Origin of the sequence: Geodermatophilus sp. FMUSA9-8, assembly GCF_037034165.1 — a bacterium.
GTDB lineage: Bacteria > Actinomycetota > Actinomycetes > Mycobacteriales > Geodermatophilaceae > Geodermatophilus > Geodermatophilus nigrescens.
Genome location: NZ_JBAGKE010000006.1, coordinates 11,550 through 31,584 on the forward strand (window position 1 = coordinate 11,550; position 20,035 = coordinate 31,584).

The 20,035-nt window shown below is 76.3% G+C and carries 13 protein-coding genes; 6 read left to right on the forward strand and 7 right to left on the reverse strand.

The features are described 5' to 3' along the window. Positions 1-50 precede the first annotated feature (50 nt). On the forward strand, positions 51-1,823 hold the full coding sequence (locus WA616_RS13480) for a SpoIIE family protein phosphatase (protein ID WP_336030527.1): 1,773 nt from the start codon (positions 51-53) through the stop codon (positions 1,821-1,823). Here WA616_RS13480 and WA616_RS13485 read toward each other — a convergent pair. From WA616_RS13485 to WA616_RS13500, 4 genes are all read right to left on the reverse strand, one after another. Beyond that, positions 1,820-2,767 (reverse strand): IS481 family transposase, encoded by a 948-nt coding sequence (locus tag WA616_RS13485; protein ID WP_336030529.1) that lies wholly within the window; start codon positions 2,765-2,767, stop codon positions 1,820-1,822. The two genes, WA616_RS13480 and WA616_RS13485, sit on opposite strands and share 4 nt — an antisense overlap. A gap of 119 nt (positions 2,768-2,886) precedes the next feature. Then, positions 2,887-3,801 carry an alpha/beta hydrolase gene (locus tag WA616_RS13490; protein WP_336030532.1) on the reverse strand — a complete coding sequence of 305 codons (915 nt, stop codon included), beginning with the start codon at positions 3,799-3,801 and terminating at the stop codon, positions 2,887-2,889. Between the two features lie 17 nt (positions 3,802-3,818). Then, positions 3,819-4,583: a ZIP family metal transporter gene (locus WA616_RS13495; RefSeq protein ID WP_336030534.1), complete on the reverse strand. Its 765-nt coding sequence runs from the start codon at positions 4,581-4,583 to the stop codon at positions 3,819-3,821. A 123-nt stretch (positions 4,584-4,706) separates the two neighbouring features. After that, positions 4,707-5,894 carry an ATP-binding protein gene (locus tag WA616_RS13500; protein ID WP_336030536.1) on the reverse strand — a complete coding sequence of 396 codons (1,188 nt, stop codon included), beginning with the start codon at positions 5,892-5,894 and terminating at the stop codon, positions 4,707-4,709. A gap of 257 nt (positions 5,895-6,151) precedes the next feature. Here WA616_RS13500 and WA616_RS13505 point away from each other — a divergent pair, with 257 nt between their 5' ends. The 4 genes from WA616_RS13505 to ppk2 all read left to right on the forward strand — a co-directional run bounded on the left by WA616_RS13505 (position 6,152) and on the right by ppk2 (position 13,505). After that, positions 6,152-6,520: a phage holin family protein gene (locus WA616_RS13505; RefSeq protein WP_336030538.1), complete on the forward strand. Its 369-nt coding sequence runs from the start codon at positions 6,152-6,154 to the stop codon at positions 6,518-6,520. A gap of 79 nt (positions 6,521-6,599) precedes the next feature. Then, positions 6,600-11,507 (forward strand): NAD-glutamate dehydrogenase, encoded by a 4,908-nt coding sequence (locus WA616_RS13510; protein ID WP_336030540.1) that lies wholly within the window; start codon positions 6,600-6,602, stop codon positions 11,505-11,507. A 234-nt stretch (positions 11,508-11,741) separates the two neighbouring features. Next, entirely contained in the window at positions 11,742-12,458 is a 717-nt protein-coding gene (locus WA616_RS13515) for a 1-acyl-sn-glycerol-3-phosphate acyltransferase (RefSeq protein WP_336030542.1), read from the forward strand. A gap of 24 nt (positions 12,459-12,482) precedes the next feature. After that, a complete protein-coding gene (ppk2, locus tag WA616_RS13520) occupies positions 12,483-13,505 on the forward strand; it encodes a polyphosphate kinase 2 (protein ID WP_336030543.1) in 1,023 nt (340 codons plus the stop codon). Between the two features lie 60 nt (positions 13,506-13,565). Here the strand turns inward: ppk2 and WA616_RS13525 are convergent, their stop codons facing one another. Continuing rightward, a complete protein-coding gene (locus WA616_RS13525) occupies positions 13,566-15,005 on the reverse strand; it encodes an amidase (protein ID WP_336030544.1) in 1,440 nt (479 codons plus the stop codon). 52 nt (positions 15,006-15,057) lie between these two features. On the opposite strand from WA616_RS13525, the gene WA616_RS13530 reads away from it, so the two are divergent. Then, positions 15,058-16,755, forward strand: coding sequence for a DEAD/DEAH box helicase (locus tag WA616_RS13530; protein WP_336030547.1), 1,698 nt, complete (start codon positions 15,058-15,060; stop codon positions 16,753-16,755). Between the two features lie 12 nt (positions 16,756-16,767). Here the strand turns inward: WA616_RS13530 and WA616_RS13535 are convergent, their stop codons facing one another. Continuing rightward, positions 16,768-17,214, reverse strand: a complete 447-nt coding sequence (locus WA616_RS13535; protein WP_336030548.1) for an iron chaperone — start codon at positions 17,212-17,214, stop codon at positions 16,768-16,770. Between the two features lie 83 nt (positions 17,215-17,297). Next, positions 17,298-19,910, reverse strand: coding sequence for a SpoIIE family protein phosphatase (locus WA616_RS13540; protein ID WP_336030550.1), 2,613 nt, complete (start codon positions 19,908-19,910; stop codon positions 17,298-17,300). Positions 19,911-20,035: the final 125 nt, after the last annotated feature.

Here is a 20,035-nt window from a genome sequence, read left to right on the forward strand (position 1 = left end):
CGGTACGGCAACCGAGACCGGGTCGCCCCGATGGGGCAGCATGTGTCCCCATGACCCCGGACGGCGCGGCCCCGCCGCCCGGCGACCTGCTCGTGCAGGCCGTCGAGGGCATGGACCGGCCGCTGTTCGTCCTCGACGGCGACTGGCGGTTCAGCTACGTCAACCCGGCCGGTGCCGCCGTCCTCGAGCGCACCGTCGCGGACCTCGTCGGGCACGCCATCTGGCAGGAGTTCCCCGACGCCGTCGGCGGGCCGTTCGAGGAGCTGTACCGCCGGGTGCGCGCGACCGGCGTGGCGGGCAGCACCGAGGCCTTCTTCGCGCCGCTGGACCGCTGGTTCCGCGCCGACGCCTTCCTGACCCCCGCCGGCCTGGTGGTCACCTATGACGACGTCACGATGCGCCGGCGCACCGAGGAGGAGCGCGCGGCGGCGGTCGCGGCCCGCGAGCGGGCGGCCGCGGAGGCCGCCGCGTCCGCGGTGCTGGCCGCGACCTCGGCGCGGTACCTCGCCCTGCTCGGCGACATCAGCCAGGCGATGACCTCCACCACCGACGTCGACGAGGCGGTCGCCCGCTTCGCGTCCACCGTCGTCCCGGTGCTGGCCGACTGGTGCCTGGTCAGCGTGGTCGACCCCGACGGCACCCGCCGCGACGTCGGCCGCGCGCACAGCGACCCGGCGATGGTCGGGGCGATGCACCGCTACGCCGACCTGCGGGTGCGCACCAACCGGCCCAACGCCCCCGTGCCGACGGCGCTGTCGCAGGGCCGCCCGGTGGTCATCCCGCACCTCACGCCGGAGGACGTCGTCGCGATGACCGCCGACGAGGAGAGCCGCGCTGCCCTGGCGCCGCTGCGCCCCTCCGCCGTCGCCACCTTCCCGCTGCTCGCCCGCGGCGAGCTGTTCGGGGCGTTCACGCTGGTCAACGGGCCCGAGCGCGGGCCGCACACCGAGGCCGAGCTGCGCACCGCCGACATCGCCTCCCGCCGCGCCGCCCTCGCCCTCGACAACGCCCGGCTGGCCACCGCCGCGCAGCAGGTGGCCGAGCGGATGCAGCACAGCCTGCTGTCCCCGCCGGTGCAGCCCGACCACCTCGAGCTCGCCGTCCGCTACCGCCCGGCCACCCGCGGGGTGTCGATCGGCGGCGACTGGTACGACGCCTTCCTGCAGCCCGACGGCGACACGGTGCTGGTGATCGGCGACGTGATGGGCCACGACATCGAGGCCGCCGCGGCCATGGGCCAGGTGAAGACGCTGGTCCGCGCGATCGCCTTCGACCGGCTCGAGGAGCCCGCGGGCGTGCTGCGCCGGGTCGACCACGCGATCGTCGGGCTCGACGTCCCCGCGATGGCCACCGCGCTGGTCTGCCGCGTGGAGCAGGACGCGGCCGAGCGGGACGCGGGGGTGCGCCGGCTGCGCTGGTCCTCGGCGGGGCACCCCGACCCGATGCTGCTGCTGCCCGACGGCACCGTGCAGGACCTCAGCGCCCCGGTGGGACCGCCGCTGGGCATCGGCTGGCGCGGGCCGCGGGCCGACGGCGAGGCGGTCGTCCCCGAGGGCGCCACGCTGCTGCTGTTCACCGACGGGCTCTTCGAGCGGCGCGGCGTCCCGCTGGACGAGGGCCGCGACCGGCTGCGGGCGCTGCTGGCCGACGGCGGCGACCGGCCGCTGGCCGAGCTGTGCGACCACCTGCTCGCCGAGATGCTGGCCGACGGCGCCGAGGACGACGTCGCGGTGCTCGCGGTGCGCGCCCACCCGATGCGGGAGGAGCGCCCCGCCGAGGCCGGGCCCGAGGTGCTGCCGCCCGTGGTCGGCCGGCCCGCCTAGCTGTTCTGCCCTGACAGGTTGGTGATGCGGCTGGCCGGAGGTCGACCACCGAGGGCGGTGTGGCCGCGGTGGTGGTTGTAGCGGTGCAGCCAGGCAGGGTAGGCCGCAGCGCGCTCGGCGTCGCTGTCGTAGGCGGTGGCGTAGGCCCATTCGTCGGTCAGGGTGCGGTGGAAGCGTTCGACTTTGCCGTTGGTCTGGGGCCGGTAGGGCCGGGTGCGGCTGTGCGGGATGCCGCCGAGGGCGTCGCGGAAGGCGAAGGACCGGTAGCAGTTGCCGTTGTCGGTCAGCACGCGGCGCACGGTGATACCGCATGCGGTGAAGTAGTCCTGGGCGCGCCGCCAGAAGGCCGCGGCGGTGTTCTTGCCTTCATCGGCGAGCAGCTCGGAGTAGGCCAGCCGGGAGTGGTCGTCCAGCGCGGTGTGCAGAAAGGCGTAGCCCTGACCGCGGTGCCGGTTGGGCCGGCGGTGGCGGCCGTGGATGCGCCAGCCGCCGCCGTCGGGGATGCGCCCGAGCTTCTTGACATCCAGATGCACCAGGTCCCCGGGTGCGGCGTGCTCATAGCGACGCACGACCCGGCCGGTGGGCCGGTCCAACCAGGCCAGCCGGGCCAGGCCGTAGCGGGAGAGCACCCGGTGCACCGTGGAGGGGTGCAGGCCCAGGAGGAACCCGATGCGGGCCGGTCCCCAGCGGCGGATCACCCGGACCTTGATGATCCGCCGCTCCAGGCGGGTCGGGGTGCGCCGCGGACTGCGGTGCGGCCGGCTGGACCGGTCGGCCATGCCGGCGGGGCCCTGCTGCCGGTAGCGGCCGGCCCAGCGGGCGGCGGTGGTCGCTGAGACCTGGAACCGCTCGGCCGCTCGCTGCAGGGTCCAGCCCTGCTCGACGACGCAGCGGGCCAGCAGCAACCGGCCCCTCGGGGTCAGCAGCGCATTAGCGTGGGACACGGAGACCTCCGGGTGAGGAGCGGTTCCTAGACAGCTCCACACCTCACCCGGAGGTCTTCCCCATGTCAGCAGACGCCGTCACCAACGTCCGTGGTCAGAACACCTAGCGGGCGGGCGGCTCAGCCGACGGTCGCCGCGGCGGCCACCGCCGCGGCGATCTCGGCGACCCCCTCCTCGCTCCACAGGATCGAGTAGTGGTTGGTGCCGGGCACCTCCTGCGCGGCGATGCCGAGCCCGTCCAGGCCCATCCCGGCCAGGCGGGCGTCGTCGTAGAGGCCGGGCGTCTGGTCGAGCAGCCCGCGCGTGGCCCACAGCAGCGTGGCCGGCACCGGCAGCGCCTCGGTCGCCTCCAGCACCCGCTCGTTGAGCAGGACGTCGCCGCCGTCGACCCGGACCGCCTCGGGCACGCAGGCGCTGCGCAGCGGCGGCCCGCCGGGCGCGAGGTCGCGGGCGAGGTACGCGGCCACCGCGGGCTCGTCCACCCACGGGCCGACGGCGGGGTGCCCGGCCCAGAACGACCGGACGGCGGCCAGGTCGGGGAACGTGGTCCCGAGGCGGCCCAGCGACGGGCCGAGCAGCGCGGCGAGCTTCGCGTCGACGTCGGCGCCGGGCGGCTCGGGCAGCGCCAGCCCGCCGTCGACGAGCACCAGGCCGTGCACGCGGTCGCGGGCGGGGCCGGCGGCGGCCAGCGTGGCGACGAACGCGCCCATCGAGTGGCCGACGAGCACCGAGGCGTCGGCCCCGGCGTCGTCGTCGGCGCCGTAGCGGTCCAGCAGCGCGGCGACGTCGTCGGCGTGCCGCTGCAGGCCGTAGGGGCCGGGCAGGCCGGCGGAGCCGGCGCGGCCGCGCAGGTCCGGCGCGACCACCTCGAACTCCCCGGCGAGGGCGGCGGCCACCGGCGCCCAGACCATCGCGTTGGCGGTGATCCCGTGCACCAGCACGACGACGGGGGAGCCGGGGGCGTCGGCGGCCCAGTGCAGGGCGGAGAGCTCCCCGCCGTCGACCGGGACGCGGACCTGCACGGGCTCGACCACGTCCCCACCCTGCCCGGTCACGCGCCGAGCCGCTCGATCGCGAAGGCGACGAGGAAGCCGACGGTGGTGATGACGCCGGTCCAGGTTCGGGTCCGCTCGAACGCCTCCGGGATCATCGTGTCGGCGATCATGGTGAGGATGGCGCCGGCCGCGACGGCGGTGATGACGGCGACCACCTCGGGGGACGCGCTGTCGAGCGCCACGTAGCCGATGGCCGCGGCCAGGCCGCTGACCACCGCGATCCCGCCCCAGACGCCGAAGACGTAGCCGGCCCGCCGTCCGCTGGCCTTCATCCCGGCCGCGCTGGACAGGCCCTCGGGCACGTTGGAGATGAAGACGGCGGCCAGCACCGACGGGCTGACCGCGCCGCCGCCGAGCAGCCCGAGGCCGAGCACGACCGACTCGGGGACGCCGTCGAGCAGCGCGCCGACCGCGATGGCCGCGCCGCTGCCGGACTGCTCGTCCTCCGAGGGCTGCTGCTCGCCGCCCGCGCCGGAGCGCTTCCGGTGGCGGGCGCCGCGCCGGGCCAGCAGCGCGTTGGCACCGACGTAGGCCAGCGCGCCGCCGAGGAAGCCGACGGCGGTGGCGGTGAGCCCGCCGGTGTCGGCGGCCTCGGCCATGAGGTCGAAGGCGACGGCGGAGATGAGCACGCCGGAGCCGAACGCCATCACCGAGGCGATGACCGCCTGCGGCACCCGGACGAACCAGGCGACCAGCGCCCCCAGCACGAGGGCCGCGCCGCCCAGCAGCCCCCACAGTCCCGCCTCGACAGCTCCCGGCACGGGGGACTCCGTGCCCGCGGTCGCCCGCCCCAACCGTCCGCCGCTGGGGAGGCATGGGAAGCTATCCGCACGTCCTGGGCCCCGGGACGTGGGGATCGGATCCAATGCCTGGACCCGGCGGCCTCAGTCGGGGTGGCGGAGCAGGTAGCGGCCGAAGTGCGGCACCGTGAACGCGATCTGCCCCCGCTCGGCGGAGTAGACGAGGCCCTTCTTGATCAGCGAGTCGCGCGCCGGGGACAGTGACGCCGGCTTGCGGCCCAGCGCCGCGGCCACCTCCGACGTCGCCACCGGGGCGCCGGCCGGCCCGCCCAGCTCGGCCATCGCGTGCATGTACTCGCGCTCGGCGGGGGTGGCGCGGTCGTAGCGGGAGCCGAAGAAGCCGACGGCGAGCTCGGCCTCGGCCACCGGCGCGGCCATCGCGACGTCGGCCGCGGTGATCGGGGAGGCCGCGGCGACGTCCCAGGTGACCTTGCCGTACGCCTGCACGAAGTACGGGTAGCCGTCGGCGGCGTCGTAGAGCGCGTCGAGGGCGGCCGGCTCGTAGCTGACCTCCTCGCGCTCGGCCGGCGCCAGCAGCGCGCGGTCGGCGGCGGGCCGGTCCAGGCGGTCGATGCGCAGGTAGCGGAACAGCCGCTCGGAGTAGCTCTTGGACGCCGACAGCACCGCGGGCAGGTGGGGGAGGCCCGCGCCGACGACGATCAGCGGCGCCCCTTGCTGCGACAGCTCGTGGCACGCGGCGCAGATGGCCGAGACGTCGGGGGCCTGCACGTCCTGCATCTCGTCGATGAACAGCGCGATGCCGCGGCCGACGTCGGCGGCCAGGCCCGCGGCGTCGCTGAGCAGCTCGACCAGGTCGATCTCCATGTCGCCGGAGTCGGCGCGGCCGCTGGTGGCCGGGACGTCGATGCCGGGCTGCCACCGGTCCCGCAGCTTCGCGTCGGCCGGCGTCTGCCGCTGCGCGAACGCCTTGAGGACGCCGAGCACGCTGTCCATCGACTCCTGGTCGGGGTGCCGGAGCTCGCGCAGCGCCATGTGCAGCGCCGAGGACACCGGCCGGCGCAGCGACTGCTCCGGCCGCGCCTCGATCTTCCCGGTGCCCCAGCCGCGGCCGATCGCCGCCGACCGCAGCTGGTTGAGCAGCACGGTCTTGCCCACGCCGCGCAGCCCGGTGAGCACCAGCGAGCGCTCCGGCCGGCCCCGCGCGATCCGCTCCAGGACGACGTCGAAGGCCGACAGCTCGTCGTCGCGGCCGGCCAGCTCGGGCGGGCGCTGCCCGGCGCCGGGGGCGTAGGGGTTCCGCACGGGGTCCACGTCGAGCACCGTATGGCCGCGTCTAGCCCGGACCGTAGAGATCCGTAGAACGGCGTAGCGCGTGTCGCGGCGCCGGCTGACGTCGATCACCGCGCGCCGGCGGCGGTTCCGCCCGGCTCGCGGACCGCCGTGGGCGGGAGGTGATCACCGCGGCAGGGTGCATGCACTCGTCTGCCGCTCTCTGGCGCCGACGCGAGAGAGCCCTAGACGGCGGCAGACGACCGGTCCTCACAGGTGGCGCCGCTAGCGTGGCGGTCGTGATCAGGTTCGCGCTCAAGGTCGTCGTCATGGCCCTGGCCTTCTACGGCCTCACGCGGCTGCTGTCCGGCATCCAGATCGACGGGAACGAGGACGGGGCGCTGGGCATCAGCGGCACCTTCCTCTGGGTCGCGCTGGTCTTCGCGGTGGTCAACGCGATCGTGGGACCGATCCTGCGGTTCCTCTCCTTCCCGGCGATCCTGCTGTCGCTGGGGCTGTTCCTGCTGGTCGTCAACGCCGCGCTGCTCGGCCTGACCGCCGCGCTGTCGGACCGGCTGTCGGTCGACGGGTTCGGCACCGCGGTGCTCGGCGGGCTCCTGCTCGCCGTCGTCGGCTGGGCCGCCGACCTGGTGCTCGACCGCCGCTGAGCCCGGCCCCACGGCCGGGGCCCGACGCGAGCGCGCGAGCGGTGGGGGGCAGGGGGTCCGTCGACTAGCGTCGGTGGTCATGAGCACCACCGGCGTGGACACCGTCGTCCCCGGCCGACCGGAGGACGCCGCCCCGCCCGGGCTGGTCGCCCTCGAGGCGGCGAACGACCGCAAGCGGGCACTGCTGGCCGAGGCCGCCGCCGCGGCGGAGGGAGCCCTCGACGGCGGCCCCGCCCTGCCGGCCGGCTGCCAGGTCACCGACCTCCCGGCCCTGCTGCAGCGGTACTACTGGTCCGAGCCGCCGGCCGAGGTCCTCGGGCACGGACCGGCTGACCTCGCGGCGCTGGCGCTGCGCCACCTGCGGGTGGCCGCCGTCCGGCCGCAGGGCTCGGCCACCGTCGTCGTCGAGCGGCTGACCGACGGCCGCGGGCTGCTGCTCGTCGTCACCGACGACATGCCCTTCCTCGTCGACTCCGTGACCGCCGAGGTGGTCCGCCAGGGCGTGGGCCTGCAGCACGTCGTGCACCCGGTGGTGGTGGTGCGCCGCGACGTGTCCGGCGCGCTGCGGGCGTTCTGCGACAGCGGCGGCACCGACGTCGGCGACTGCGGTCCCGACGCGCTGGCCGAGTCGTGGATGGCCGTGGTCCTCGACGGGCCGCTCGACGACGAGGCCTCCGGGGACCTCGTGGCCGGCCTGCGCACCGCCCTGGCGGACGTGCGTGCCGTCGACGAGGACGCGCCGCGCATCGCCGCCCGCGCCCTGGAGCTGGCCACCCGGCTGGAGGAGATCGGCTCGCAGGCCACCGCCGACCCGGCCGACGACCCCGCCGAGGTGGCCGCGCTGCTGCGCTGGCTGGCCGACGGCAACCTCGTGCTGCTCGGCGCCCGCGAGGTCGAGGTGGGCGGCGACGGCGTGCGCGCCGTCCCCGGCTCCGGCCTCGGCGTGCTGCGCAGCGACTCCGGCGGCGCGCTCCCGGAGGCCGCGGGCGCGCTCGGGCCCGCGCTGGTCACCGTGACCAAGGCCGACATCCGCTCCACCGTGCACCGCCGCGCCTGGCTGGACCTCGTCGCCGTCACCCTCCCCGGCGAGGACGGCGGCCCGACCCGCCAGCACCGCCTGGTCGGGCTGTTCCCGAGCACCGCGGCGGCGGCCGGCGTGCGCGACGTGCCGCTGGTGCGCCGGAAGGTCGACGAGGTGGTCGAGGGCTCCGGCGTGCCCGCCGACAGCCACACCGGCAAGACGCTCGTCGGCGTGCTGGAGACCCTCCCGCGCGACGAGCTGTTCCAGGCGTCGGCCGGGGAACTGCTGCCCGTCGCGATGTCGGTGCTGTACCTGCAGGAGCGCCGCCAGACGCGGCTGTTCCTCCGCCGCGACCCCTACGGCCGGTTCTGGTCGGCGCTGGTCTACCTGCCGCGCGACCGGTACACGACCGAGGTGCGCCTGGCGATGCAGCAGGAGCTGCTCTCCCGCCTCGGCGGGCGCGACATCGAGTTCAGCGCCCACGTCACCGAGTCGGTCCTTGCCCGGCTGCACTTCGTCGTCCGCGTGCCGGTGGCCCGCGGCGGCGTGCCCGCGCTGTCCGACGTCGACGTCGACGCGCTGCAGCACGGCCTGTCCGCCGTCGCCCGCAGCTGGACCGACGACCTCGCCGACGCCCTGGCCGAGCGCCACGGCGCCGACGCCGAGCAGGTGCTGGCCCGCGTCGCCGACGCCTTCCCGGCCTCCTACCAGGACGACTTCCCGGCGACGACGGCCGTGGAGGACCTCGCCCGCCTCGACGCCCTCGCCCCCGGGGAGCTCGGCCTGCGGCTGCGCCGCCCGCGCGGCGCCGCCGAGGGCGAGCCGCGGCTGACCGTCTACCGGGTGGGGGAGCGGCTGCTGCTGTCCGACGTGCTGCCGGTGCTGCAGCACATGGGCGTCGACGTCGTCGACGAGCGGCCCTACGAGATCGACCGGATCGGTGCCCGGCCGGCGTGGATCTACGACTTCGGCCTGACCGTGCCGCCGGCCACGCTGCCCGGCGGCGAGCTGCCGTTCCCCGGGTCGCTGCCCGAGCGGTTCACCGAGGCGGTCGCGGCGGTCTGGCGCGGCGACGCCGAGGACGACGGCCTGGGCGCGCTGGTGCTGCTGGCCGGGCTCAACTGGCGGCAGGTCACCGTGGTGCGCGCCTACGTGCAGTGGCTGCGGCAGGCCGGCCTGCCCTTCGGCCAGCGCTACGTGGAGACCACGCTGGCCGCGCACCCCGACGTCGTCGCCCGGCTGGTCGCGCTGTTCGAGACGCGGTTCTCGCCCGGTCGCGAGGCCGGCCGGGGCACCCGGCAGGAGGCGCTGGCCGCGTCGCTGCGCGAGGCGATCGGCCGGGTGGACTCCCTCGACGCCGACCGCGTGCTCACCAGCCTGCTGGCCGCCGTCACCGCCACCCAGCGCACCACCTACTACGCGGGCGGCCCGCTGGCGATCAAGCTCGACCCGCACGCCGTGCCCGACCTGCCCGAGCCGCGGCCCGCCCGCGAGGTGTTCGTCAGCAGCCCCCGGGTGATGGGCGTGCACCTGCGCTTCGGCGCGGTCGCCCGCGGCGGGCTGCGCTGGTCCGACCGCCGCGAGGACCTCCGCACCGAGGTGCTCGGCCTGGTCAAGGCGCAGATGGTGAAGAACACCGTCATCGTGCCCACCGGCGCCAAGGGCGGCTTCGTCGTCCGCAACCCCCCGCCCGATGGCGCCTCCCGCGAGGAGGTCCTGGCCGAGGGGCAGGCCTGCTACCGGCTGTTCATCGGCGCGCTGCTGTCGCTGACCGACGACCTCGTGGGCGGGGAGGTCGTGCCGCCGGAACGGGTGGTCCGGCACGACGGCGACGACCCGTACCTCGTGGTCGCCGCGGACAAGGGGACGGCGACCTTCTCCGACCTCGCCAACGCCGTCGCGCTCGAGCGCGGGTTCTGGCTGGGCGACGCCTTCGCCTCCGGCGGCTCGGTCGGTTACGACCACAAGGCCATGGGCATCACCGCCCGCGGCGCGTGGGAGTCGGTGACCCGGCACTTCCGCGAGCTCGACCTCGACGTGCAGAGCCAGGAGTTCACCGTCGTCGGCGTCGGCGACATGTCCGGCGACGTGTTCGGCAACGGCATGCTGCTGTCCGAGCACATCCGCCTGGTGGCCGCCTTCGACCACCGGCACGTGTTCGTCGACCCGACCCCGGACGCCGCGACGTCGTTCGCCGAGAGGCGCCGCCTGTTCGACCTCCCGCGCTCCTCGTGGGCCGACTACGACCCCGCGCTGATCAGCGCCGGGGGAGGGGTCTGGCCGCGGACGGCGAAGGCGATCCCCGTCAGCGGGCCGGTGCGCACCGCCCTGGGCCTGCCCGACGACGTCGACACGCTCTCGCCGGTGGAGCTCATCCGCGCGGTGCTGCTGGCGCCGGTGGACCTGCTGTTCAACGGCGGCATCGGCACCTACGTCAAGGCGGCGTCCGAGAGCCACCTCGACGTGGGCGACAAGGCCAACGACGCCGTCCGGGTCGACGGCCACCAACTGCGCGTGCGCGTGGTGGGGGAGGGCGGCAACCTCGGCCTCACCCAGCGCGGGCGCGTGGAGTACGCGCTGGCCGGCGGCCGGGTGAACACCGACGCCATCGACAACTCCGCCGGCGTGGACACCTCCGACCACGAGGTGAACATCAAGATCGCGCTCAACGGGGTGGTCGCCGCCGGCGCCCTGGACGCCGACGGCCGAGCCGCGCTGCTGGGCGAGATGACCGACGAGGTCGCCGCCGCCGTCCTCACCGACAACCACGCCCAGAACGCCACCCTCGCCGCCGAGGTGACGTCCTCGCGCAGCCTGCTCGACGCGCACGAGCGGTTCCTCCGGCACCTGGAGCGCACCGGCCGGCTGGTGCGCGCGGTGGAGGCGCTGCCCGACGACCGCGCGCTCGCCCAGCGCCGCCGCGACGGCCACGCGCTGACCAGCCCGGAGCTGTCGGTGCTGCTCGCCTACGCCAAGCTCGAGGTCAACGACGCCGTCCTGCACGGCGACCTGCCCGACGACCCGGCGCTGGCCCGGCTGCTGCGCGACTACTTCCCGGCGCCGCTGCGCGAGCGGTTCGCCGCGGCCGTCGACGGCCACCCGCTGCGGCGGGAGATCATCGCGACCGCGCTGACCAACCGGGCGGTCAACACCGCCGGGGTCACGGGCCTGTACCGGCTCGCCGAGGAGACCGGCCTGGACCTCGCCGCCGTCGTGCGGGCGCACGCGGTGGCCCGGGCGGTGTTCGACGTCGACGGGCTGTGGGACGCCGTCCGGCCGCTGGACAACCGGGTGCCCGCGCCGGTGCAGGTGGAGCTGCGCACCGAGGCCACGCGCCTGTCGGAGCGGGCCGCGCGGTGGCTGCTGCGGCTGCCCGAGCTCCTGGTCTCCCCGGCCGCGGGGATCACCGCGGTGACCGAGCGGTTCGCCGCACCGGTGGCGGCGGTGCGCGCCGGCCTCCCGGGGTGGCTGCTGGGCGACGAGGCCGCGTCCTACGCGGCCCGCGCCGAGCGGCTGCGGGCGGCCGGGGTGCCCGAGGCGCTGGCGGGGGAGGTGGCCGCGGCGCCGCTGCTGCCGGCCGCGCTGGACCTCGCCGTCGTCGCCGAGCGCACCGGGGCGCCGATCGAGCTGGCCGGGCGGGTGGCGCAGGAGCTGGCCGAGCGGCTGGCGCTGGTGCCGCTGCGCGAGCTGGTCATCGCGCTGCCGCGGGACCGCCGCTGGCCGTCGATGGCCCGCGCCGCGCTGCGCGACGACCTGGCCGCCGAGCAGGCCGAGCTCGCCGTCGAGGTGCTGTCCGCGCGGGCGAGCGGCGACGCCGCCGAGCTGGTGGGGGAGTGGGCGGAGGGCTGGGACGGCCCGCAGCGCCGCGCCGCCGCCCAGCTCGCCGACATCGCCGCCGGCGACCGGCACGAGCTGCCCGAGCTGGTGGTCGCGGTGCGCACCCTGCGCGGCCTCCGCCGCCGGTAGGGGTCCGCGCAACCGTCGATCATCGGATGCGTGCCGCTCGTCCCGGCGTGTCCGCGCGTGTCCCGTGCACGCATCCGATGATCGACACGCGACGCCGGCGAGCGCGTGCACCCGCACGGGTGGTCACCCGGGAGGGAGTGCACGGTCCCGACGGGGGATCTCCGCACGGCCGTCACCCGCAGGACACCTGAGCCGCCGACGCTGGCCCCCGGAGAGACCACACCGGGAGGCCCCGTGGACAGCCCGACCGCCACCCTGACGCCCGCCGTCGCGAGCACGGTGGCCCGCACCGCCGTCCGCGCCGCCACCGCCTCGTGGGGCGGGGACCGCCGCCGCCGGCGCCTGCTCGTGTGCACCGCCGCCGACATCCTCTGCGCCCAGGGCGTGCGGGTGCGCGTCGTCTCCTCGGCGGTCGCCTGGCCGCGGGGCCCGCGCCTGGTCGTCGCCAACGCGGCCGGCTGGCTCGACGTGCTGGCGCTGGCCACCGTCGTCCCGGCCACCCCCGTCGTCGACGCCGCCCTGGTCGACACCCCCCTGCTGCGCTCGCTCGCCCGCCGCGGCGGCCTGCTCGTCGACGACGGCAGCGGCGCCGTGCGGGCCGAGGTCACCGCACTGCTGCGCGCCGGCGTCAGCGTCGCCACGGACCCCGGCGGCGCCGCGACCGACGGCGAGCCCGGCCGGTTCCGCGCCCGCGCGGTCGCCGCCGCCGTCGACGCCCAGGTGCCGGTCTGCCCGGTCGCCGTGCGGCCCGCGGAGGGCGGCCGCGTCGTCGAGGTGCACCTGCTGCCCGCGCTGCAGCCCGGCACCGACGCCCGCCCGCTGGCCGCGCTCGCCGAGTACGCCGTCGCCCACGTGCTGGAGGCCGGCGACCCCGGCCCCGCGCGACCCACGCCCGCATCCCGGAACAGGACTGTCCGCGCCCGTCCGGGGTACGGCCGCCAGCGTCCCTGACCGCTCCCGGGAGGAGACGCCCCCGTGCAGCCCGACACTCTCGTCGACCGCAGCGAGGACGACGCCGACGGCGAGCCGGCCCCTCCGCCGGTCCGCGTGCCCCACAAGGCCGAGGTCCTCGACCTGACGAAGTGGCGGCTCAACTCCCTCCCCGACGAGAACAGTGACGAGGACTGGGACGACGACCGCGAGCTCTTCGGCCCCGACGGCGAGCGCGTCGAGACCTGGCGCGAGGGCTATCCCTACACCGAGCGCATGGAGCGCCGGGAGTACGAGATCGAGAAGCGCCGGCTGCAGATCGAGCTGCTCAAGCTGCAGGGCTGGGTGAAGGACACCGGCCAGCGGCTGGTCATCGTCTTCGAGGGCCGCGACGCCGCCGGCAAGGGCGGCACGATCAAGCGGTTCACCGAGCACCTCAACCCGCGCGGCGCCCGCACGGTCGCCCTCGACAAGCCATCCGAGCGCGAGCAGAACCAGTGGTACTTCCAGCGCTACGTGCAGCACCTGCCGGCGGCCGGGGAGATCGTGCTGTTCGACCGGTCCTGGTACAACCGCGCCGGCGTCGAGCGGGTGATGGGCTACTGCACCGAGGAGCAGTACCAGCAGTTCCTGCTGCAGGCCCCCGAGCTCGAGCGGATGTTCGTCGACAGCGGGATCCGGCTGTTCAAGCTGTGGTTCTCGGTGTCCCGCGGCGAGCAGCGCTCGCGCTTCATCGTGCGGCAGATCGACCCGGTGCGGCAGTGGAAGCTCTCGCCCACCGACCTCGCCAGCCTCGACAAGTGGGACGCCTACACCGAGGCCAAGGAGGCGATGTTCCTCCACACCGACACCGCCCACGCGCCGTGGACGGTGATCAAGAGCAACGACAAGAAGCGCGCCCGGCTCGAGGCCATGCGGCACGTGCTGTGCCGGCTGGACTACGACGACAAGGACTGCGCCGTCGTCGGCGACCCCGACCCGCTGATCGTGGGCTCGGCGGCCGACGTCCTGGAGGAGCACTCCGACACCCCGGTGGCCCCGCCGCCGCCGCGGACCGGGCGCCGCTGACGGCGTCCATGTGCCCGTCTGCGGCTCTCTAGTCGGGGAACTAGAGAGCCGCAGACGGCCTCAGAGGACCGGGTGGCGGCGGCCGAACCCGGTGGCCTGCTCGATCGCGTGCGCGACCTCGAGCAGCCGCCGGTCGGCCCGCGGCGCGGCGACGACCTGCAGCCCCACCGGCAGCCCGTCGGCGGTGAACCCGCCGGGCAGCGACAGCGCGGGGCAGCCGGTGGCCGACACGAGGGTGCACGCGCGCATCCAGCCGAGGTAGTCGGCCTGCGGCACCCCGGCGACCTCCGTGGGGTACTCCTGCTCGACCGGGAAGGGCAGCACCTGCGTGGTGGGGGCGAGCAGCACGTCGTAGCGGTCGAAGAAGCCGACGACGCGCTCGTACAGCCGGGTGTGCGCCACCTCGGCCCGGCCGACGTCGGCACCGGTGAGCGCCGCGCCGATCGCCGCGTTGCCGCGGATCGCCGCCTTCACCTTCTCGGGCGAGCGGCGCACGGCCTCGCCGAACGTCGCCTCGAACAGCCAGGCGCGCAGCGTGCCGAACACCTCGTCGGCCTCCCGCAGGTCGGGGCAGGCCTCCTCCACCGTGGCGCCGAGCGACTCCACCGCCGGCAGCACCTCGCGCAGCACCGCAGGGATGGCCGGGTCGACCGGGACGAGGCCGCCGAGGTCGGGCGCCCAGGCCACCCGCAGGCCCCGCAGGTCCTCCGGCAGCGGCGCGGCGAAGCCGGCGGGGTCGTCGGCGAGCGAGATCGGCACCCGCGGGTCGGGCCCGGCGATCGCCGAGAGGGTCAGGGCGACGTCGGCCACCGTGCGGCCCATCGGCCCCTGCACCGACAGGGTCGAGAAGCCCATCGCCGCCGGCCAGGTGGGCACCCGGCCGGGGGTGGGCCGCAGCCCGACGACGTTGCAGAACGCCGCCGGGTTGCGCAACGAGCCGCCCATGTCGCTGCCCTCGGCCAGCGGCACCAGCCCGGCGGCGAGCGCGGCCGCGGCGCCGCCGCTGGACCCGCCGGCCGACAGCCCGTGCCGGTAGGGGTTGTGGGTCGCGCCGAACAGGGTGTTGAAGGTGTGCGAGCCCGCGGCGAACTCCGGGACGTTGGTCTTGCCCACCCGGATCGCGCCGGCGAGCCGCAGCCGCTCGACGACGAGCTCGTCGCGCGCGGGGACGGTGTCGGCGTGCAGCGGCGAGCCCCACGTGGTGCGCATGCCGCCGGTGGCGTGGGTGTCCTTGTGCGCCACCGGCAGCCCGTGCAGCGGCCCGACCGGCTCCCCGGCGGCGAGCGCCGCGTCGGCGGCGTCCGCGGCGGCCCGCGCGCCCTCGGCGTCGAGCGTGACGACCGCGTTGACCTGCGGGTCGACCCGCTCGATGCGCGCCAGGTGCGCGTCGAGGAGCTCGCGGGCGGACACCTCCCTCTTCCGCAGCAGGGCGGCCAGCTCGGTGGCCGGCCGGAGGCAGAGGTCTGCGTCGGGGGCGGGGTCGGCGGTCGCGGGGGTCACCGGGGGAGGGTGCCACGTCGGGCCGGGCGGGCACATGGCCGACACTGGACGGGTGGACGGCGACACGAGCGGCCAGGCGACCGAGCGCGACGAGCAGGCGGTGACCTTCGCCGACCTCGGGCTGCGGGAGGAGCTGCTGGCGGCGCTGACGCGGCTGGGCTACGAGGAGCCCACGCCGATCCAGCGCGAGGCGGTGCCGCCGATGGTCGCCGGCCGCGACCTGCTGGGCCAGGCGGCCACCGGCACCGGCAAGACCGCCGCGTACGCGCTGCCGGTGCTGCAGCGGCTGCCCGACGAGCGCCCCGGTGGCGACCCGCTGGCCCTGGTCCTGGTGCCCACCCGCGAGCTCGCCATCCAGGTGTCGGAGGCGCTGCACCGCTACGGCCGCGACCTCGGCGCCCGCGTGGTGCCCGTCTACGGCGGCCAGCCGATCCCGCGCCAGCTGCGCGCGCTGGAGGTCGGGGTCGACGTCGTCGTCGCCACCCCCGGCCGGGCGCTGGACCTGCTGCAGCGCGGCAGCCTGCACCTGGGCGGCGTCGCCACCGTGGTGCTCGACGAGGCCGACGAGATGCTCGACATGGGCTTCGCCGAGGACCTCGAGGCGCTGCTGGAGGAGGTGCCCGAGGAGCGGCAGACGGTGCTGTTCAGCGCCACCATGCCGCGCCGCCTGGACGCGATGGCCCGTCGCCACCTGCGCGACCCGCTGCGCATCCAGGTGGCCCGCGAGGTGCCCACCGAGGGCGAGGCGCCGCGGGTGCGCCAGACCGCCTTCGTCGTCTCCCGGGCCGCGAAGCCGGCGGCGCTGGGGCGCGTGCTCGACGTCGAGAGCCCGACGGCGGCCATCGTCTTCTGCCGCACCCGCGACGAGGTCGACGACCTCACCGAGACGCTCAACGGCCGCGGCTACCGGGCCGAGGCGCTGCACGGCGGGATGAGCCAGGAGCAGCGCGACCGCGTCATGGGCCGGCTGCGCGGCGGCACCGCCGAGCTCCTGGTGGCCACCGACGTCGCCGCCCGGGGGCTCGACGTCGAGCAGCTGACCCACGTCGTCAACTACGACGTCCCGGCCGCGGCGGAGACCTACGTGCACCGCATCGGCCGCGTGGGGCGGGCCGGGCGCGAGGGCGTGGCCATCACGCTCGTCGAGCCGCGGGCGCACCGGATGCTCAAGACCATCGAGCGGGTCACCGGCGCCCCGATCAAGGTCGAGCGGGTCCCCACCGTCGCCGACCTGCGCGCCCGCCGGCTCGAGCTCACCCGCGCCGCGCTGCGCGAGAGCCTGCTCGGCGACGACCTCGAGCGCTTCCGCGCCGTCGTCGAGACGCTCACCGACGAGTTCGACGTCATGGAGGTGGCGCTGGCGGCGGTCAAGCTCGCCCACGAGGCCACCACCGGCCCGGACGACGACGAGGAGATCCCCGAGGTCACCCTGCGGCCGGAGCGCCCGCAGCGCGACGGCGACCGCGGCCAGGGCCGCGCGCCCCGGTCCCGGTCGGGCGGCTCCGGCGACAGCGTGCGGCTGTTCATCGGCGCCGGCCGCAGCGCCGGCGTGCGGCCGGGCGACCTCGTCGGCGCGATCGCCGGGGAGACCGGCCTCCGCGGCCGCGACGTCGGCGCGATCGAGATCGCCGAGCGGTTCAGCCTGGTCGAGGTGCCCGCCGCCGCGGCCGAGGAGGTCATCGCCGCCCTCAAGGCGAGCTCGGTCAAGGGCAAGAAGGTGACCGTGCGCCGCGACAAGGGCCGCGACTGAGCAGGCGGGCGGTCAGGCCGTGGCGGTCCGCACCAGCGCGACCACCCGCTCCTCCACCGCCGGGCTCCAGGCGCGCAGCGCGAACGACACCGGCCACAGGTCGCCGTCGTCCAGGGTCGCGGCGTCGTTGAAGCCCAGGGTCGAGTACCGGGTGCCGAACTTGCCGGCGTCCTGGAAGAAGACGACGACCTTCCCCTCGGCGTTCGCGTAGGCGGGCATCCCGTACCAGGTCTTCGGCGCCAGGTGCCCGGCGTGCGTGGTGACGACGACGTGCACCCGCTCGGCGAGCGCGCGGTCCTCCGGCGCCATCTCCGCGATCCGGTCGAGGACCGCCGTCAGCCCGTCGGCCCTCTTCGCGCCCTTCCGTCCCTCGGCGCGCAGCTCGGCCGCGCGCTCCCGCATGGCCGCGCGCTCCTCGGCGCTGAAGCCGGTGCTCTCCCCGACGTCGCTGCTGGTCACGTCCCGCTCCCTCTCGTCGTCCGGTGTCCCGGCGACGATCCTGGGGCCCCGCGGGCGCCGGGGACTTCTCGATTCCTGACCGGTCAGCGGAGGGTCGGGCTCGCGGGGTCCTCGGGGACGACGTCGGGCACCCGGTTGGGACCGGCGTCCAGCGGCCGCGGCCGGTCCTGGCGGTGCAGCCGGACGGCGACCAGCGCGACGTCGTCCTCGGGGCGCCCGTCCACCAGCCGGTCGAGCACCTCGTCGAGCACCTCGTCGAGCGGCCGGCCGGCGAGCTCGCGCAGCGCCTCGCGCAGCCGGGCCATGCCGGCGTCGAGGTCGGCGTCGCGCCGCTCGATGAGCCCGTCGGTGAACAGCAGCACGGTGGCGCCGCGGTCGAGCGTGACCACCGACTCCTCCCGGCGGGCCCCGGGGTCGACGCCGAGCAGCAGGTCGCCGCGCCAGGTGGCCAGCTCGGCCACGCTGCCGTCGGGGTTGATGACCAGCGGCGGCAGGTGCCCGGCGTTGGCCCACCGCATCCGGGTGACGCCGCGCTCGCGCTCGTCGGCGGTCTGCTCGAAGCGGGCGACGGCGGCGGTCGCCATCACGTGGGTCTGCAGCAGCGCCATGGAGGCGTCCAGGCCCCGCAGCACCTCGCCGGGGCCGGCGTCGCTGTAGGTGGCGATGCCGCGCAGCAGGCCGCGGAGCTGGCCCATCGCCGCGGCGGCCTCGGTGTCGTGGCCGACGACGTCGCCGATGACCAGCATCGTGGCGCCGCCGGGCTGCAGGAACGCGTCGTACCAGTCGCCGCCGACCCGCGCCGCCTCGGCCGCCGGCAGGTAGCGGACGGCGATCTCCGCGTGGTCGGGCTCCGGCGGCTCGGTGAGCAGGCTGCGCTGCAGCCCCTCGGCCAGCGCCTGCTGCTGCCCGTAGAGCCGGGCGTTGTCCAGCGCCAGGCCGGCCCGGTCGGCGACGTCCTGGGCGGTGGCGAGGTCCTCCTCCCGCGGGGCCCAGCCCCGGCGGAAGTAGAGGGTCATGACGCCGAGGGTCCGGTCGCGGCCGCGCAGGGGGAGCGCGACGGCGGACTCCGGCGCGAGCGCGGTGAGCAGGTCGCGGGCCTCGCCCTCGGGCAGCAGGTCGATGACAGCGCGGGTGCGCTCCATGACGGCCTCGCCGGTGAGCAGGGCCCGCATGAGCGGCGCGGTGACCGGCATGGCGTCGATCCGGGTGCCCGCGTAGCGCTCGACCAGCGGGCGGGCCGCGGGGTCGGCGTGCCAGTGGCCGACGTCGCGGGGCCGGCCGTCGGGGTCGACGACGGTGACGATGCACCAGTCGGCCAGCGCGGGCACGACCAGCCGCGGCAGGTGCGCGGTGGCGGTCTGGGCGTCGAGCGCGCCGGCGAGCTCGGCGCTGACCTGCGCGAGCAGCGCCAGCCGCTGCGCGCCCCGCTCGGCGCGGTCCTGCACGCGGCGGCGCTCGGTGACCTCGAGGAAGTACACCGACAGGCCCTCGGGGCTGGGCCACGCGCGGACCTCGTACCAGCCGTGCAGCGGCGCGGGGTAGTGCGCGTCGAACTGCACCGGCTTCCCGGTGCGCACCGCCTCCCGGTAGTGCGTCTCGAAGGCGCCGTCCAGGGCCGCCGGGAACGCCGTCCACAGCTCCTGGCCGAGGAGGTCGTCGCGGCCGCGGCCCAGCAGGCGCTCGGCCTCGGCGTTCACGTGGGTGAAGCGCCACTCGCGGTCGAGGGAGTAGAAGCCGGCCGGCATGGCCTCGAGCACGCGGGTGACCCGCAGCCCGGCGGCGCGCTCGGCGGTGGTGTCGTAGGCGGCGCCGAGCACCCGGGCGGCGCCGCCGTCGCCGTCGCGCAGGGTGCGCCCGCGCGCCTGCATCCAGCGCGTCTCGCCGTCGGGCCACACGACGCGGTACTCGGCCTCGTAGTCGCCGAGCGCGACGATGCTGGCCTGCAGGGCGTCGGTGACGCGCGGCAGGTCGTCGGGGTGCACGCGGTCGTTGAATGCCTCGATGGTGCCGCTGAACGACTCCGCGTCGTAGCCGAACATCTCGATGAGCCGGTCGTCCCAGGTGAGCTCGCCGGTGCGCAGGTCCCAGTCGAAGGTGCCGATGCCGGCGGCGTCGATCGCCAGGTCGTAGCGCAGCCGGTCGCCCTCGTAGGCGGTGCGCAGCGCGGCCAGCTCGAGCTCGGTGACGGCGGCGGCGGCGAGCTGGCGCAGGGTGGCGACGTCGGTGTCCGACCACGGCCGCGGCGTCGGGGCGGCCACGCAGACGACGCCGACGACGAAGCCGTCGGAGTCGACCATCGGCGCTCCCAGGTAGGAGCCGACGATGCCCGCCCGCACCTGCGGGAGGTCGGCGGCGCGGGGCTCGGCGTGCACGTCGGGGACGACCACGGGCAGGCCCTCGGCGGCCGGGACCGCGCACGCGGTGGCGTCCAGCGGTGCCTCGCGGCCGACCGTGCCCGGGGGCAGCCCGGCACCGGCGACGACGACCTCGACGTCGTCGAGCAGGGAGATCTGCGCGATCGGGGCGCCGAGCAGCCGGGCGGCGAGCTCGGCCAGCCGGTCGAGGGCGGCGCTGGCGTCCCGCAGGCGGAGCCGGCGCGCCGCGCGCGTGCGGGACCGGTCGGCCTGCAGGACCTCGGCCGCGGCGCGCGTGCTCGCGACCGGCCCCGTGCCGTGGGGCCGGGTCGTGTCGTCCACCGAACCTCTCCGTCCGGCTCGGGGCCGACTCGTACCGCCGCGCCTCCGGCCGTGTCTGGGTCCGGGCGCGCGTACATCCTAAGCGCCGCCCGTTGTGGGCAACAGGGCTCACGCGGGGTGCGCCA

Excerpts from the sequence above, each read along its gene's own strand:
- WA616_RS13480 (WP_336030527.1), top strand. The coding sequence starts at position 51 with ATGACCCCGGACGGCGCGGCCCCGCCGCCCGGCGACCTGCTCGTGCAG.
- WA616_RS13510 (WP_336030540.1), top strand. The coding sequence starts at position 6,600 with ATGAGCACCACCGGCGTGGACACCGTCGTCCCCGGCCGACCGGAGGAC.